General features: G+C 45.5%; 17 protein-coding genes and 1 other RNA gene. 10 read left to right on the top strand and 8 right to left on the bottom strand.

Annotated elements, in window-relative coordinates:
• Positions 1–7 precede the first annotated feature (7 nt).
• The 4 genes from P5V12_RS17870 to P5V12_RS17855 form a co-directional block, all read right to left on the bottom strand.
• The gene (locus P5V12_RS17870) at positions 8–577 is read right to left on the bottom strand and encodes a 5-formyltetrahydrofolate cyclo-ligase (protein WP_316954459.1); all 570 of its coding nucleotides are present in this window, start codon (positions 575–577) and stop codon (positions 8–10) included.
• Between the two features lie 26 nt (positions 578–603).
• Positions 604–783, bottom strand: a non-coding RNA gene (ssrS, locus tag P5V12_RS17865) — 6S RNA.
• Positions 784–1,228: 445 nt separating this feature from the next.
• Positions 1,229–1,519, bottom strand: a complete 291-nt coding sequence (locus P5V12_RS17860; protein ID WP_316954458.1) for a cell division protein ZapA — start codon at positions 1,517–1,519, stop codon at positions 1,229–1,231.
• 32 nt (positions 1,520–1,551) lie between these two features.
• Positions 1,552–1,758: a TIGR02449 family protein gene (locus tag P5V12_RS17855; protein WP_316954457.1), complete on the bottom strand. Its 207-nt coding sequence runs from the start codon at positions 1,756–1,758 to the stop codon at positions 1,552–1,554.
• Positions 1,759–1,964: 206 nt separating this feature from the next.
• On the opposite strand from P5V12_RS17855, the gene P5V12_RS17850 reads away from it, so the two are divergent.
• From P5V12_RS17850 to P5V12_RS17820, 7 genes are read left to right on the top strand one after another with little or no spacing between them, the layout of a single operon-like run.
• Positions 1,965–2,552 (top strand): UPF0149 family protein, encoded by a 588-nt coding sequence (locus P5V12_RS17850; protein WP_316954456.1) that lies wholly within the window; start codon positions 1,965–1,967, stop codon positions 2,550–2,552.
• Positions 2,553–2,567: 15 nt separating this feature from the next.
• Positions 2,568–3,884, top strand: coding sequence for a Xaa-Pro aminopeptidase (gene pepP, locus P5V12_RS17845; protein ID WP_316954455.1), 1,317 nt, complete (start codon positions 2,568–2,570; stop codon positions 3,882–3,884).
• A gap of 3 nt (positions 3,885–3,887) precedes the next feature.
• The gene (gene ubiH, locus P5V12_RS17840; protein WP_316954454.1) at positions 3,888–5,153 is read left to right on the top strand and encodes a 2-octaprenyl-6-methoxyphenyl hydroxylase; all 1,266 of its coding nucleotides are present in this window, start codon (positions 3,888–3,890) and stop codon (positions 5,151–5,153) included.
• Positions 5,154–5,157: 4 nt separating this feature from the next.
• Positions 5,158–6,408, top strand: a complete 1,251-nt coding sequence (locus P5V12_RS17835; protein WP_316954453.1) for a UbiH/UbiF/VisC/COQ6 family ubiquinone biosynthesis hydroxylase — start codon at positions 5,158–5,160, stop codon at positions 6,406–6,408.
• Positions 6,409–6,432: 24 nt separating this feature from the next.
• Complete coding sequence (locus P5V12_RS17830; RefSeq protein ID WP_316954452.1) at positions 6,433–7,740, top strand: paraquat-inducible protein A; 1,308 nt, start codon at positions 6,433–6,435, stop codon at positions 7,738–7,740.
• Positions 7,724–9,310, top strand: a complete 1,587-nt coding sequence (locus tag P5V12_RS17825; protein ID WP_316954451.1) for an intermembrane transport protein PqiB — start codon at positions 7,724–7,726, stop codon at positions 9,308–9,310. The genes P5V12_RS17830 and P5V12_RS17825 overlap by 17 nt, the downstream gene beginning before the upstream one ends.
• 36 nt (positions 9,311–9,346) lie before the next feature.
• Entirely contained in the window at positions 9,347–9,928 is a 582-nt protein-coding gene (locus tag P5V12_RS17820) for a PqiC family protein (protein WP_316954450.1), read from the top strand.
• Between the two features lie 133 nt (positions 9,929–10,061).
• On the opposite strand, the gene P5V12_RS17815 is transcribed toward P5V12_RS17820, so the two are convergent.
• Positions 10,062–10,271: a cold-shock protein gene (locus P5V12_RS17815; protein WP_316954449.1), complete on the bottom strand. Its 210-nt coding sequence runs from the start codon at positions 10,269–10,271 to the stop codon at positions 10,062–10,064.
• 355 nt (positions 10,272–10,626) lie between these two features.
• Between P5V12_RS17815 and P5V12_RS17810 the strand changes: the two genes are divergently transcribed.
• From P5V12_RS17810 to P5V12_RS17800, 3 genes are all read left to right on the top strand, one after another.
• Entirely contained in the window at positions 10,627–11,142 is a 516-nt protein-coding gene (locus P5V12_RS17810) for a hypothetical protein (RefSeq protein WP_316954448.1), read from the top strand.
• A gap of 235 nt (positions 11,143–11,377) precedes the next feature.
• The gene (locus tag P5V12_RS17805; protein ID WP_316954447.1) at positions 11,378–11,665 is read left to right on the top strand and encodes a Bor family protein; all 288 of its coding nucleotides are present in this window, start codon (positions 11,378–11,380) and stop codon (positions 11,663–11,665) included.
• 178 nt (positions 11,666–11,843) lie between these two features.
• Complete coding sequence (locus P5V12_RS17800; protein WP_316957446.1) at positions 11,844–12,467, top strand: class I SAM-dependent methyltransferase; 624 nt, start codon at positions 11,844–11,846, stop codon at positions 12,465–12,467.
• Between the two features lie 16 nt (positions 12,468–12,483).
• Here P5V12_RS17800 and P5V12_RS17795 read toward each other — a convergent pair whose 3' ends face one another.
• From P5V12_RS17795 to P5V12_RS17785, 3 genes are read right to left on the bottom strand one after another with little or no spacing between them, the layout of a single operon-like run.
• Positions 12,484–13,530, bottom strand: coding sequence for a prenyltransferase (locus tag P5V12_RS17795; RefSeq protein ID WP_316954446.1), 1,047 nt, complete (start codon positions 13,528–13,530; stop codon positions 12,484–12,486).
• Positions 13,514–14,227 (bottom strand): class I SAM-dependent methyltransferase, encoded by a 714-nt coding sequence (locus tag P5V12_RS17790; RefSeq protein WP_316954445.1) that lies wholly within the window; start codon positions 14,225–14,227, stop codon positions 13,514–13,516. The genes P5V12_RS17795 and P5V12_RS17790 overlap by 17 nt, the downstream gene beginning before the upstream one ends.
• Complete coding sequence (locus P5V12_RS17785; RefSeq protein ID WP_316954444.1) at positions 14,214–15,446, bottom strand: glycosyltransferase family 4 protein; 1,233 nt, start codon at positions 15,444–15,446, stop codon at positions 14,214–14,216. Before P5V12_RS17785 ends, P5V12_RS17790 begins: the two co-directional genes overlap by 14 nt.
• Positions 15,447–15,536: the final 90 nt, after the last annotated feature.

Genomic DNA, 15,536 nt, shown 5'->3' with positions numbered 1-15,536 from the left:
ACACCAATTAGAACCAAATCACTTCTCTCTCTGTTACCACTCCATCCAAACTGACATCCCACTCACTTGGTTGTAATTCGATTTCCTGAATGGCGTGAGCCAAGCCCACAAACTTTGTTTGGTATTTGTGTCGCATACGGTCAGATGCGAGAGTTCTATCGTAAAACCCTCCCCCCATACCCAGGCGGTTTCCTCTGCGGTCAAAAGCGACAAGAGGCATAAATATAATATCCAGTTGTTGTATTGCGCACTGTGGTTGGCTGATGTGTGGTTCAAGAATACCGAAGCGGTTTTTCTTTAACGTTTTGTGTTTGCCTAACTGGCGAAAAAGCAATGTTTTATCGGCCTGTATGCAAGGTAAAAAAACTTTAATTTTATTTTTATTACAAAGGGATATTATTTCGTCGGTGTTGATCTCTCCATCGGCTGCAAGATAAACAGCAACTTTCTTTGCGTGGCGTAATAATCCGCTACCGACTATTTTTTTTGTAATTTTTTTTGCATGAATTTGTTGCTTTAAAGGAGAAAGAGCATTTCGCTGTGCGCGAATCTTTTGCCTTAGATGGGATTTATTCATTAATGGAGGGATGTATAGTGTGAGAGAATATGCCCGGTAGTGCCGCTGTTGACTTTACCTTGAACCGGGAGGTCCAAGGGGGAGGGAACTGACATATATAAGGCTTCCCGTCGAGCGGACATGCACACCAATATGAACTAGTTGCCTCCGATAAACACTTTATCGGCTCAGGGATTCAGCCAAGCTGGCAAACACCCCAGGCATGTTTTAAGTATACGCATGCTTTTCTTTAATCACCAGTCTTGACTTTTAAATTTTTAAACTTCGTCAAATCTTAATTAAAAAAAGCAATCAAGTGAAATGAGTTGCTTTCCAGTGTGGTAAATTTGTTGAGCTTATATACGCCGATTTCAGGGGTGTTTATTGACGTTTGTGTATTTCGAAAACAACGAATATGTGTGTAAGTCAATAGCTTTTTAATTGAAAGTTTTAATCAAAAAAAACATAAGTTTTTTCTGTTGTTTTTTACTAGCGCCAGATTCTGTTTTTGTCAAAGAATGGATCTGAGCATTGCTATTTCTTAATCGTATAAAAACACGTCGTTAATTGTTTGCTTTTTGTAATTTTGGGGCGGTGTTGTATGCGGTAAGGTGAGGAGTGCAAGTAGGGCATGTGGGTAGTTGAGTGAGTACCCACATGAGCAGGGAAAGCTTAGTTGGTGGAGCCTAGGGCTTTTTCCAGTTTGTGCGCTATCCGTTCCAGAGAGCTAGTGTCCGCCGGTTTACTGCCTTTGCGCACCAGCTGCAGTTCGTGGCACAGATTGAGGGCGGCCATGACTGCCATACGTTCAAGGCCAATAATGGCCCCACTGGATTTGATGGCACGCATTCGTTCGTCTAGCTCGCTTGCTGCGCTGATCAGTTCATCGCGCTCCTCGGCTTTACATGCAACTTGATATTCCTTGTCAAGAATATTGACGAATACTCGCTGATTTTCTTTCACGGGTTGGATTTCCAAATACTTCGCTTAAGAATCTAATCTTCTTTTAGGTTTTTTAACCGGTTAATCATAGCTTCGACTCGAGTCCGAGCTATTTCATTTTTTTCCAGTAGCCGTTTTCGCTCTTGGTGCCAAGTCTCTTCCTTGGCCTTTAAGGTGGCGTTTTCCTTCTCCAATTTACCGCAGAGCTCAATTAGCTCGTCAAGCTTGGCTTCGACATTGCTGAGTAGTTGGTTTGACATAGTGTATCTACAGTCGCGCAAATGATCACGTTAAAGGATCTTTAGGGTAATTAATTCCTTCGCCGAATTCTACTAAGCTTTCGCTAAGTATAGTGTTTTCTTGAAAAATCATGAAAAAGTACAAGGTTTTGGGGCAAAAATGTTAGCATTGCCTCCTCTCTCAATCCAGGCCTTAGCCTTTTCCAAACAAACGTTAAATCCGAGTTATGAGCAATATTCTAGAGTTTTCGTACTTAAATGACTTCTTCCTCAATATTGGGGCAGTTCCCTCGCCTTCCAAGGTCCACGGCTTTCTCGTGGGGAAACTATGTGGTGAGCAGCAATACACTGCCGAAGCCTGGCAGCAAGACCTAATTAAATTCATGGAACTGGAGTACCTGCCTCCGGCAGAGGAAGAGATGGAACAGTTGATATCGCTTAAAGCCCTGGCAGAACAGGCACTTGGGGATGAGCAACTGTCTTTTACTCCCGTATGGCCTGACGATGAAGCCAGTCTGCATCGTCGCGCGGCGGAAACGTCCCTTTGGTGCGCAGGCTTTCTTGAGGGGCTAAGTGCTTCTGGTCTTGCTAACGATACATTAAAAAATACTGACGACGCAGAAGACACTCTGCGGAGCATCGCCCAAATCTCGCAAATGCAAACAGAGTTTGAGGACGAAGATTTGGAAGAGGCTGAAAAGTCGTTGGTGTCTTTGCAGGAATTTGTTCGGACGGCTGTTCTCAACGTATATTTAGGTAAGAGTGGAGCAAGTGCTCCAATCGCTGACGAAGACGGCAATCACACTATTCACTAAAGGTACTTTTTCCTTATGACTATAGGCAAGCAAGAATTCAGTCGACGCCGTAAAGCGTTGATGGAGATGATGGAGCCAAACAGCATCGCAATATTGCCTTCTGGTCGGGAGCGCACCCGGAGTCGTGATACGGATTATTTCTTTCGCCAGGACAGCGATTTCTATTATTTGACTGGTTTTACGGAGCCCGATGCGGTTTTGGTTCTGATCCCCGAGCGAGAGCACGGCGAGTTTGTTTTATTTTGTCGGGACAGAGACCCGGAAAAAGAAATATGGGACGGCTATAGGGCTGGGCCGGAAGGCGCCATTGTTAAGTACGGCGCAGATGATGCATTTCCTATTGATGACATTGATGAAATCTTGTCCGGTTTAATTGAAGGCCGGCAGCGGCTTTACTATGCGATGGGGCGCGACGCTGATTTCGATAAGCACGTAATGGATTGGGTGAATCGTATTCGTGCCAAGGTGCGCTCCGGGGCAACCCCGCCTGGGGAATTTCTCGATCTCGACCATATACTGCACGACATGCGGTTGTATAAAAGCGCCGCGGAGATACGCCTGATGGAAGAAGCGGGTCGTATTTCTGCCGAGGCTCACATACGTGCTATGAGAGCCTGTAAACCTGGGGTGTATGAATACCAGCTTGAAGCGGAGATTCGCCATGAGTGCGCTATGCAGGGAGCGAGAGAGCAGGCCTATAACCCGATTGTCGGCGGTGGCAAAAATGCCTGTATTCTGCATTACGTGGAAAACACCGATAAGCTGAAAAATGGTGATTTGGTGTTGATTGATGCGGGCGGAGAGTATCAGGGCTACGCGGCGGATATTACCCGCACTTTTCCGGTAAACGGTGTTTTTTCCAAAGAGCAGGCCGATATCTACCGGGTTGTATTGCGGGCTCAGGCGGCTGCGATGGAAAAAATTGTGCCGGGGAACCACTGGAATGAACCTCATGATGCTTCCGTAGCGGCAATCACCCAGGGGTTAATCGACTTGGGGCTGTTGCAGGGAGATCTCGGAGATAACATAGAACGGGAAACGTTTAAAACGTTTTATATGCATCGTATCGGTCATTGGTTAGGGCTCGATGTGCATGATGTCGGCGACTATAAAGTGGGCGATGAATGGCGTGTTCTGGAGCCGGGTATGGTGATGACGGTTGAACCCGGTATCTATATATCGCCAGACAATGAGCATGTCGCAAAAAAGTGGCGTGGTATCGGTATCCGAATTGAGGATGACGTGCTGATCACCAAAGACGGCTACCGGGTTCTAACCGACAATGCGCCGAGAACAATTGAAGAAATTGAAGCGCTGATGGCGCAGGCTTAACGGATGAAAAAACAGCAAGCTCCAGCGGAAAAACAGGATATTGTGATTGTTGGTGGTGGCATGGTCGGGCTGTCACTTGCCTTATTGTTGTGCCGGGAAATACCTCAGCTCTCTGTTACTGTAATTGAATCGCTTCCCTTTCCTTCTGACGCTGTGGCTCCGATTGTTCAACCAAGCTTTGATGAACGCTCAACCGCACTGTCTGCGAATACTGTTGAAGTGCTCCAGAATCTGGGTATCTGGTCTGCGCTTTTACCTGCTGCTTGCGAAATAGAACAGGTTCTGGTTTCTGATCGGGGGCATTTGGGTGGTGTGACTTACGCCAAGGAAGAAAATGGTCAGAAAGAACTTGGTTATGTTGTGGGTAACACGGGTTTTGGACGAGTGTTGTTTGAACAGGTTCAGGAGATTGAGCAAATAAACTTGATTGGTGAAGCCGTTGTGGAATCGATCATGCCAGTCAAAGGTGGTTCGCAGATTTTCTACACCGATGGTCAAGGGGGGCACGTTTTATTTTCCCGTTTGGCGATCATTGCTGACGGAGCAGATTCGCGATTAAGAGCTGGTCTTGGCATACAGGTAACAGAAAAAGCCTATGATCAGCATGCCTTAATCGCTAATGTGGAAACCGATCAGGCTCATAATGGTCGTGCATATGAGCGATTTACCGAGCAAGGTCCCTTAGCGCTGCTGCCGTTAAAAAGCGATTCCGGTGTAGGCAAATTTGCATTGGTTTGGACTCGGCCGAGTGAGCTGGTTGACCAGTTTCTCGATATGTCTGACGACGAATTTTTACAACAGTTGCACTGCTTCTTTGGCTACCGGCAGGGCAGGTTTCTGCGAGTCGGACAGAGAGTAAGCTATCCTCTCAAGCTGATGATGGCTCAGGAGCAAGTGCGAACAGGGATAGTGTTGATGGGGAATGCTGCGCACTTCTTACATCCTGTTGCTGGCCAGGGTTTTAATTTGGCTTTAAGGGATTGTGTACAGCTTACCGCTATTTTGGGGCAGTCCTTGCGCAACGGCGAAGAGATTGGTTCTTTGAGTGTGTTACAGCGTTATATCGCTGAGCAAGAGCAGGACCAATGGTTAACCACATTTATTAGCCATAGTTTTAACCAGTTGTTTTCCACTGATCGTTTTTCTTCACAAGTGGTACGCACCAGTGGGTTGCTATCTTTAGAGTTGTTGCCGGTTGCCAAGCAGATGTTTTTCAAGCAGATGATGGGACAGGGGTTTTCCAGAACCAATTTACAAGCGTTCAAATAGAAATATGCATTCAGATACCGTTAACCCAAAAGAGCAACAATTCGACGCAATTATTGTCGGCGGAGGAATGGTTGGCTGTTCGTTGGCGATTGCACTGGCAGAGATATCGGATCAGTTTTCCATTGCTTTGCTGGAGTCCGCGAATACGTTTGCCCAATACACAGCCGAGGCTTTCGACCCGAGAGTAGTGGCGTTATCTAAAAAATCCAGCCAGTTTTTGCAGGGTATTGGTGTGTGGCAGGATATATCCCTGCAGCGACTTTGCCCGTATTTTCATATGACAATCTGGGATTCTGAAGGAACAGGAAAGCTGGAATTTGATTGCGATGATCAACATGAAGATAACCTGGGTCATATTGTTGAAAACAGTGTGGTAGTTAAGGCGTTACAGCAGAAAATTGAAACCTTGAGAAATATTGTCTTCCTCCAGGGCGTGGGCTGTAAGGATGTAAATTTCTACCAAGACGACTGCGAGCGTAACACCATTGTAACGGACAGCGGGCATAAGCTTACCGCGCCCCTGCTTATTGCGGCAGATGGTGCAAAATCCAGTTTGCGCAGTAAAGCGTTATTGGAAACGCGGGAATGGGACTACGGACACACTGCGATCGTCACCACAGTAAAAACATCCCTGTCTCACCAGTTTACAGCTTGGCAGGTTTTTACCAGTGATGGTCCGCTTGCTTTTTTACCTTTGAGTGATAGACCGGTATCAGAGAAAGATGAAGCATCGCAGAATTATTGCTCAATTGTGTGGTCACTGAATTCTGAGCGGGCAAAAGAATATTTGTCCTTACCAGATAGCGAATTTATTCAAAGACTAGAATTGGTTTTTGAGAAAAAGCTCGGGTCTATTCTTGAAGTGGATAAGCGTTATGGCATCCCGCTTCGTCAGCGTCATGCGAAACATTATGTCCGGCCCGGATTCGCTTTGGTGGGCGATGCGGCCCACACCATACATCCCCTTGCAGGGCAGGGGGTGAATTTAGGTTTTTACGATGTTGAAGCGCTCGCGCTGGAGATAAATCGAGCTTGGCAACGGAAGGTTCCGCTACAGCATTATTCTATTTTGAATCGCTACCAGCGCAGCCGCATGGGGCATAACTTGGCTACTATGTCGGCAATGGAATTTTTTAAGCGTGTATACGGTGCCGAATCTCCGGCTATTCGTGTCCTGAGAAACGTTGGAATGACTTTTGTGGATCAGCACCCCTGGTTGAAAAGTCGGTTGTCGCAAATAGCGGGTGGTCTTTAACAACTACAGTAGGTTTGAAATTTCGTGCAACGCAAAAGTACATCAACTACGCCCAGTCCTAATGCGGTTGTTTTTGCGGATCCTGAAGCCGAAGTCTTCGCAGTTAATAAAAACTGGTTGTTGTGTCATTCGTGTGGCGAGTTGCAAAAGGTGGTCGCCATATCGGCTGAAAGTGAAATGATCTGTTGTAATTGCAACAGTGTTTTACATATCGGCCGTAGTAAATGGTTGGGGTGGGGATTATCGCTAGCCGTTACCTCCCTAGTGCTTTTTTTCCTCAGTAATGCTTTTCCTTTTATGACGTTGGAAGTTGGCTCACAGAGTCAAACCGCGACTATTCTGGATGGGTTTTGGGCATTGTTCGATCGAAATCAGTGGTTACTCGCCAGCTTGGTTTTGACTACAGTATTCCTTTTTCCTTTGTTTGAAATATTTTCTTTTCTCTATTTATTAATTCCGTACAACCTCAATAAAAAAGTACCCGGCCAGCGAATTATTTTACGTTGGTTAACCCAGGCACAGGACTGGAGTATGCTGGAAGTATTTTTATTGGGGATGCTGGTGGCTTCGGTAAAGCTGAACGATATGGCTATTTTGCACTTTGAAAAAGGTGCCTATGCGTTTTTTATTCTGGTTTCCGTTTTGATTCTTGCTTACCTCAAGTTGGACCGACGGAGATTGTGGTCCTGGATTGAAACAAATAACTACTTCTGTCGTGATGAGTTGGAGTGGGTATACGATTGCCAGGTTTGCCAGGCAATGGTGGGGAAATCGATCGTGGAATCAACAGGGCAATGCCCTCGTTGTCATGCTGAAGTGCATAAGCGAATCCCAAATAGTTTGCAAAAAACTACAGCGTTAATTATTGCCGCCACTATTTTGTATATCCCAGCAAACATTTTGCCCATCATGACATATTCGTCGCTGGGTGTAGTTGAAACGGATACGATTTTTTCCGGAGTGGTAGAACTCATTACCGCAGAACTGTATTGGATTGCGATTGTGGTGTTTGTGGCCAGTATCCTGGTGCCTATCGCCAAGTTAGTTGTGCTCTCTTATTTGGTATGGTCTGTTCATACCAAAATGAAGACCGGTGTTCGGCACCGCCAATTTTTGTATAAGTTAACCGAGTTTGTCGGACGCTGGTCCATGGTGGATGTGTTCGTCGTCACCATGCTCGTCGCGATTGTCCAATTTGGTTTTGTTTATACTGTTGAACCTGAACCTGCAATTATTGCTTTTGGTGCGGTAGTGGTGCTGACCATGGTTGCCGCCGAATCATTTGATCCTCGATTACTTTGGGATGCCCTAGAGAATGAAGATACTGAATAAAGCCGACGTAAAAAACATTCCTACCATCTCACCGGTGTGGATAGTGCCAATTGTTGCACTCATTATCGCGTTATCGTTGGTTATTCAGGCGCATTTGGAAAAGGGGGAGGAAATACAAATTAACTTTACCAAGGCGTCGGACATTATTGTTGGTCAGACGTTAATTAAATTAAAAAACGTCGAAGTCGGGGTGGTTAAGAAAGTGAAATTAAGTGGAGACTTGAAAACGGTTCAGGTGTTCGCTGAAATTGATCGTGATGTGGCAAATCACCTCAGTGAGAATACTCGATTCTGGGTGGCGGAACCCAAGATCAGTGCGACAGGGGTGTCTAACCTGGGGACGCTGATTTCCGGTGTGTATATTGTTATGGACCCTGGTGAAGATGGGCCATATGCCACGGAGTTTGATGGTTTGGATTCATCCCCGGTGTTTGTTTCCGATGATCCGGGCACACAGTATGTTTTAGAGTCGGCAGACTTGGGATCTTTGGATATTAGTTCACCAATTTATTTTCGTCAGATTCGTGTGGGTGAGGTGACAGGTTATCAGTTGGCTGAAGCTAACGATCGGGTAAATATTAATGTATTCATCAAGGCTCCCTATGACCAGTTAGTACAAACCAAAACACATTTCTGGAATGTGAGTGGGGTGGATGTGTCAGTTGGTGCGGAAGGCGTGACCGCAAATATGGGGTCGCTGGTTTCGCTATTGAGTGGTGGTATTGCGTTCGAAACCGCAGCTGGTTTTGAAGATGCGGAAGTTGCGGAGGAAGGTTATCGTTTTAGTTTGTATCCGGATAGGGAGTCGGTGAAAGACGGTAGTTACAACATTCGCTATTACTACCTATTAAAGTTTAGCGAATCTGTAAAAGGTTTGTCTGTCGGTGCGCCGGTAGAGTTTCGTGGATTAAAAATTGGCGAGGTGGTGGATATTGACTTGGTTTCCGCCGATAACAAGCCCAACAGCCTGCATGTCTATATCGCAATCGAACCACAACGTTTGGATTCTGAGGCCAGCCCAACTCGGGAAGAAGCGGATACCTTTATCGAAACATTGGTTAAGCATGGCTTGAGAGCACGAATGTCTTCTGGAAACCTTTTAACCGGCTCGAAGTTAATCGAACTGGTTTATACCGACAAACCGAATTCGGTGCCCCTGGTGCGCAGTTCGAATTACACCGAATTGCCGACACATTCTGACCCAAGTGAAGAAATGCTTACTCAGGTTTCTGTTATTTTGGAGAAAATAGAAGCGGTTCCCTTCGATGATATTGGAGAGGATTTGGCGGACAGTCTATCCAGTTTAAAAACAATACTGGGCGCGCTGGAAAGCAATAATACTGCGGGTAAGATTGATCATGCGGTTCAGGATTTGTCCCTCGCGCTGAACAAATTGTCGCAGGCAATGGAAAGTGTTGACCAGGTCATTGCCCCTGATTCTGAGTTACAGCATGAACTGAACGGTACGCTTAAATCCGTTGGCAGTGCTGCGGATTCCGTGCAGCGCTTTTTGGATGAGCTGAACCGTCATCCCAATGCGCTCATATATGGTACTGATAAAGAGAACTAAGCATTCACTAAGGCCCAGACCCGGTAGGGGTAACTTATGACAAACTTGAAAATATATACCTTGTTGGCAGTGCTGTGTCTATTGGGGTGCAGTTCCAGTGGGCCGAAAACGCAATACTATTCATTGTTTGCCGATCAGGCGTTGGCATCGGATACAGCAGTTCAGATCAGTCTTGGTGTGGGTCCGGTTATCTTGCCTGATTTTCTGAGCAGCGGTGCAATAGTCAGCAGGACTCCTTCTCAGCAGGTACGGGTGTCAGGCGTTCATGTGTGGGCCGGGCCGCTGGATGATGCCATCGTTCGTGTTCTGGTTGGTGACTTGTCTTCTGCTTTGGGTAGCCACAATATCCAGGGTTTTCCCTGGGATGCTCGTATCCGACCGGAAAAACAGCTCCGCATAGAAATAGAGGATTTCTCTGGTGTTCGTGGTGGTAAGGTGAACCTGACTGCTCGATGGAGCCTAGTGGATGCCAATCGAAGGGCTTTGATCAAGCATGAGCGCGTTTCGTTCTCCGCAGATACCAATGGGAGCGAACCTGAGGCTTATGTGGCAGGGCTGAATGATTTGCTTCATCAGTTTGCCAGACAGCTGACAAAAGAAATTACCCAGCAACGATAATGCTGGGCAGATATTGGATTACATACTGAACAGGCTAGATCTGCTACTGCATAATATCTGGCCTTAATAACCACAGAAAAGTGGTAATTGAGAAGAGAAAATAGGGCATGTTTGCCCTATTTTTCATGAATGCCTATAGGGCTACAATGTTTTCCGCTTGAGGGCCTTTTTGACCACTGGTGATTTCAAACTCAACCTTCTGACCTTCGGCAAGAGTTTTGAAGCCTGAGCCTTGAATTGCGCTGAAATGAGCGAAAACGTCTGGACCAGATTCCTGCTCGATGAAGCCGAACCCTTTGGATTCATTAAACCATTTAACGGTTCCAGTAACTTTGTTGGACATGATGTTAATTCCTGTACATTTACAAGTAATAATGTGTCTTGTTTAACAAGACGATTGCGATAGGAAGTCTGCTACTACTTATAAACAACAGTGCGAAGCGTCATGGACTGGCTTGCGACGAGGTCAATAATAAATAGGCTACACTTTCTAGCTGCTGCTGATTTTATACTCGCTATTATCAGAGTCAACAGTGTAAGTGGGTTTTCTGGCGTAATTGGGCAGAATCCGTCAGGTTATATCACCTGTTATTTGATTAGCCAGTGGTGGATAGGTAGAAAACGGTCATCAAGCATAGTTGATGGATGGAAAGTCCATTTGTATAGAGTAAGTTGTAGCATTAGAAGGATGTATACAAATGAGTGTAGAACTGGGTATTTGGAAGACTCTACCTAGAGGTGTAATTTGGGATGGTGTGTTAAAAGATGGCAAGACCGGGATTACCTGGGTTATGTCATTAATTGGTGCAGATGAATACTGGGTGCGAGGCTTTGTACAGCACGCTGATGGTTGGTTGCATGTTGGCGGAAGTGGTAACGCTGCGGCAGGTATAAAACTGAAAGTTACATCAATCAGCGGTGCATATGGAAAAATGGTTGTTGCGGGCTCATTTATCAGTCACCCCCAATGGAAAGGCAGAGGGGTGTACACCAGTTATCACGATGCAATTATCAAAACCTTTCACGTTAAAATCTGGCAAAACGGTGATCCAGGCTACGGTCACGGTAATACACGCCGGTCTGGGCCGTTAAGATTAAATGCTAAGCAGCAATATTTCTTCAATAGAGGATGGAAGTTACACAAACACAATCAGAAAGATACTTTTTATCGAGCAGAGGTACGTCCTGAGTGGAGTGCTGCAACAGGTTGGTAAGTCTTTTGATTCTTTGCTAGTTATATCAAATCGTTGGCCGGTAAACATTACTGGCTGACGTTTGTTATTGGTATTACCCCGGTTTTAGTAGAGCTTTTCTATAAATATTCTTTTCTCGCAATTTATCTCATCTCTAAATTCAGACAAAACGTAACAGTCCTCTCATTATTTTAGGAGTACATTAACGCTCAGTGATTCGGTCTTATTGGTTATACGAATCTGAGAGGTGATAGAAATGAAAACATGGGTAGTGCTACTGTGTTGTTTTCTTTTAGCAAGCTGTGCGCGTCAAACAATTCGGATACAAAACGAAGACGCTTCTTCCGTTGGTGTAACAAAAATGCATCATTTCTTCGTCGGTGGAATTGGACAAAGAACAAATGTAAACGCAGCAGAAGTTTGTGGTGGAGCAGAACATGTTGCGGTAGTTGAAACTCAACAGTCTTTTCTGGATAGCGTACTATTCCTGGTTTCCTATGGGGTGTACGCCCCCCGTACGTTAATTATTTATTGCAGAAAATAATACGTTTTTATGTGCGTCAGAGGTATGTGAGTTGGTATCATTCTATTTGGAATTATCATCAATCGTTGTATTGCACTCGGTATTATTACTGAGTATTTGTTATTTGTTGCGACGTTAACTCTAAATGTCATCATAGGGTGTTGGCCCTGGTGACCTTGCCTTATGAAGCTCTATGTCTATATCAAACATTCACAATTTTTTGCAAGCTCATTCCATTAAAGGGTTCCTCTGTCATGAAGAGGGTACCGCACTTTACCAATATGCAAAACTAGCGGCTTCGGTTGGGCCGGTTCTGGAAATCGGCAGTTATTGCGGAAAGTCGAGTGTCTATTTGGGTACTGCATGCAAAGAAGCGGACGGCGTGTTGTATTCGGTTGATCATCATCGTGGATCGGAAGAGCACCAGTATGGTGAGGAGTATCACGATGAAGCGCTTTATGATGCCGCCAATCAGTGCATGAATAGCTTTCCTGAGTTTCGTAAAACCCTGATGTTGGCAGGCTTGGAGCAAAGTGTTGTGCCAATGGTTACCGCATCGGAAACCTTGGTTAAACACTGGAGCGGTATTTTAGGAATGGTTTTTGTGGATGGTGGGCACAGTCCCGAGATGTCTATGGCCGATTGTGTTTCATGGGCAGAGCATATTGCCGTCGGTGGCTTCTTAGCGATTCACGATATTTTCGAATCGCCAGAGAACGGTGGTCAAGGGCCGTACCTTGGTATGAAGGCTGTGCTGGATTCAGGCCGTTATCAATTGCAGGACAGAGTAATGTCTTTGGCGATTTTAAAAAGAGTGAGCTAAGTTTCGTATTCTATTGTTAGCCCACATAGGCCGGTGTGGTGAAGAGAGTAGAAGCCGGGGAAATGTGAAACAGGGCATCGGCTGCTAAAATGCAGGCGGCGGCTGTCCAGCTGGTTTTTTCTTCTGGCCATATCGCATCGTCTTCATATACATACCCTGTCCAGTAACCTCCGTCGGTATCCTGCCATCTTGCCAAGTTGTTATACAGCTTGAAGGCAGTTTCTTTTTTCCCCGCAGCAATAAGTGCCATAGTAAGCTCGCAGGATTCCGCAATGGTGATCCACGGATGGTCATTCACACAGCGACAGCCGAGATCCGCTTTATAAAATTCATGCCAGCGAGATTCTATTTTGGTTCTTGCTTCGTTTTCGGAGTAGGCACCACTTAACACCGGGTAAAACCAATCCATGGAAAAACGTTGCTTGGACTCCCAGGTGCGATCAAAGCGCCAGGGTTTGTTCTTTAGTGTATACGCCAGCTGTTTATGTGTGGTTACCCAGTGAGCTTTTTCCGCATCTAAAAGGTTTGCCAGATTGATAGCGCACTCCAGGCTTCGTAAGGTGGATGCGCAGCCAGTGACAAGGGCATCTTTTGCTAGTTGCTCCTGTTCAGATTTTGCCCAGAGAATCTCGCCCTCTTCCGATTGCCAGCTCACAACCAGATCTATGGCTTTTTCAATATATGGAAAACTTTTCTTTGCTTGTTGTTTGTCTCCGGTGATGAGGTAATCGTGCCAAACACCGGTTGCCGGGTAAGCAATAAAATTGGATTCTTTTTTGAATTGATTGAGAGGCTGTTCCGGATCAGGGGTTAAATAGTTGGAAAACCAGCTTCCATCATCATTTTGTTGTTGAAAAAGCCAGAGCCAGGCCTGTCTCGCTTGAGTTGTGTGACCTGTGATATTGAGAGCCATGGCAGCCTCTACATGGTCCCAAGGGTCGAGCTTGCCATTTGGGAACCAGGGGATAGCGCCTGTATCCAGTTGGCAGAATAAAATGTAGCCGGCCGCTTCTTCTAATCGATGGGGAGTCTGCAGTGACTGAGTGTTAGACAGTTTTGTCATGTGCTTTTTTGAAATAGGCTACGTGGCTTTTTCCCAAAAACGGATTGAGAATCTGTTCCAGGGCTCGGGTAATCAATGGGCGCTTTAATAAATCCCAAACTAATAATTTATGGTAGCTGCGTAATAGAATATTTTCTTTTTTTGCATTCCAAAACATGCATTTTAGCCACCAGTAAGGCGTATGCAGAGCATGGCTTTTATGTTGGCGAATAAAATTAAAACGCAGTTGTACGATGTCTTCACTCAATTGACGAAGGTTAAAAATATGCACATGTCCGCCTTCGACTTGGGCATACTCTTCGGCCAGACTCCAGCATATTTTTTCTGGCCAACGGGTCGGTACTGAGATGGATAGGCTTCCACCGGGTTTTAGGATCCGCGTTATTTCTATGAGGAAAGCTTGATAATCCTGAATATGCTCGAGTACTTCAGAGCAGATAATATGATCGAAAGCTTCATTGCTGAAGGGGAGATGAAAGCCATTTGCTTGGATAAAAGTGCAGGTTTTTTTTCCAAAAAAATCTCTGCTTTTACTTTGCGCGTTTTGTAAGTCTTGAAAGCTGAGATCCAAGCCAATTACGGTGGATTCGGGAAAATAGTATGCAGTTCCGATAGCGTGTCGGCCTTCTCCACATCCTAAATCAAGAACGTAATCGTTAGCGCGTATGGGAATGTGTTTAAAGTTAACCGTGAGCATGATCGATGACTTGCGATTGGTAAAAGTCTGTCATTTGCTGTGCTACTCGAGACCAGCAGAATTGTTCTTCGATACGTTTGCGCCCCTTAATACTTAAATCTTTTCGCTGCTGTTCTGACGATAGTATTGTTAGAAGCTCGTTCGCAAGGGCGGGGGCATTTGCTGCGGGAACAATCACTCCAGCATCGCCCACGACTTCTGGCAATGCGCCACCGTCCGTACTGACAACGGGTAAACCACAAGCCATCGCCTCTGCAGCGGGTAAACCGAAACCTTCATAGAGGGAAGGGCAGACTGCGACAACAGCTTTGTTGTATTCCTCCACCAGCTCCGGGGTGGAGAGGCCGTGCTTAAATGTAATCGCATTCTGCAGCTGGTACTTTGAGATAAGCCTGGCTGCATCGCCGTTCTCTTTTAATTTGCCAATAATCACAAGGTGTGTTTCTTTGCATTGATTTTTTAGCTGGGCAAATGCTTCCAATAAATACTTCAGGCCTTTCAGTGGTTGGTCCGATGACGCGGTGGTAATAACTCGATATGGACGTTTTTCAATATGGCCTAAGGGCTTAAAGGTTTTAGTATCGATACCATTTGGAATGACAGATATGGATTGACTACAGCGGTTGAAGCACTCTGCGATATCTCTCTGTGATGTCTCTGAGACGGTAACAACATGTTGTATTTTGCTGACAACTTTTTCCTGCATGTTAATAAAACTGTACCAGCGTTTAGCTAAAGATTTATAGAGTTTATCTTTAGCTGCTTCAATTGCCAGATCTCTGTCTCTGTGGATTGGATGGTGAATGGTACACACCACATTTTTGTGTCGTTGGTGAAGCTTCAATATACCGAAGCTTAAGCTCTGGTTGTCATGGATGATATCGTAGTTTTGTTTCTTCAAAAGCTTATACACCCGGCGCCCAAATGTGTATGGTTCGCCAAAGCCGCCGGTTAGCATTTCCCACCATTCGTAAGTGTCGGTATAAGATTTCAAATGATGCCAGCGTAGTGCCCGGACATGATTTTCATGTTCGTATAAATTCAGGCTGGGGACTTTAATCAGGTTTACTGACGAGTCGAGTTCAGGGTAGGGCGGGCCGGAATAGACATCCACCTGATGTCCCATATCCGCCAGCGCCTGGCTTAGGTATTTTAAATAGATGCCTTGACCACCCACATACGGGTGGCTGCGATAACCCAGCAATGCAATTTTTAGCACGAAATATCACTTCAACTTGTTAGTGGGGCGGCAATTGTAAACCAGCCTACCCGCATACGTTGAATTTTATTGCCAGAGAAATACTGCTGC

The organism is Teredinibacter sp. KSP-S5-2 (genome assembly GCF_032773895.1).
GTDB lineage: Bacteria > Pseudomonadota > Gammaproteobacteria > Pseudomonadales > Cellvibrionaceae.
This window is presented reverse-complemented; position numbering and strand designations above follow the sequence as displayed.

What these genes read in the sequence shown, in the direction of transcription:
- P5V12_RS17870 (WP_316954459.1), bottom strand. Translation starts at nt 577, where the DNA reads ATGAATAAATCCCATCTAAGGCAAAAGATTCGCGCACAGCGAAATGCT.
- P5V12_RS17855 (WP_316954457.1), bottom strand. Translation starts at nt 1,758, where the DNA reads ATGTCAAACCAACTACTCAGCAATGTCGAAGCCAAGCTTGACGAGCTA.
- P5V12_RS17850 (WP_316954456.1), top strand. Translation starts at nt 1,965, where the DNA reads ATGAGCAATATTCTAGAGTTTTCGTACTTAAATGACTTCTTCCTCAAT.
- pepP (WP_316954455.1), top strand. Translation starts at nt 2,568, where the DNA reads ATGACTATAGGCAAGCAAGAATTCAGTCGACGCCGTAAAGCGTTGATG.
- ubiH (WP_316954454.1), top strand. Translation starts at nt 3,888, where the DNA reads ATGAAAAAACAGCAAGCTCCAGCGGAAAAACAGGATATTGTGATTGTT.
- P5V12_RS17835 (WP_316954453.1), top strand. Translation starts at nt 5,158, where the DNA reads ATGCATTCAGATACCGTTAACCCAAAAGAGCAACAATTCGACGCAATT.
- P5V12_RS17825 (WP_316954451.1), top strand. Translation starts at nt 7,724, where the DNA reads ATGAAGATACTGAATAAAGCCGACGTAAAAAACATTCCTACCATCTCA.
- P5V12_RS17820 (WP_316954450.1), top strand. Translation starts at nt 9,347, where the DNA reads ATGACAAACTTGAAAATATATACCTTGTTGGCAGTGCTGTGTCTATTG.
- P5V12_RS17815 (WP_316954449.1), bottom strand. Translation starts at nt 10,271, where the DNA reads ATGTCCAACAAAGTTACTGGAACCGTTAAATGGTTTAATGAATCCAAA.
- P5V12_RS17810 (WP_316954448.1), top strand. Translation starts at nt 10,627, where the DNA reads ATGAGTGTAGAACTGGGTATTTGGAAGACTCTACCTAGAGGTGTAATT.
- P5V12_RS17805 (WP_316954447.1), top strand. Translation starts at nt 11,378, where the DNA reads ATGAAAACATGGGTAGTGCTACTGTGTTGTTTTCTTTTAGCAAGCTGT.
- P5V12_RS17795 (WP_316954446.1), bottom strand. Translation starts at nt 13,530, where the DNA reads ATGACAAAACTGTCTAACACTCAGTCACTGCAGACTCCCCATCGATTA.
- P5V12_RS17790 (WP_316954445.1), bottom strand. Translation starts at nt 14,227, where the DNA reads ATGCTCACGGTTAACTTTAAACACATTCCCATACGCGCTAACGATTAC.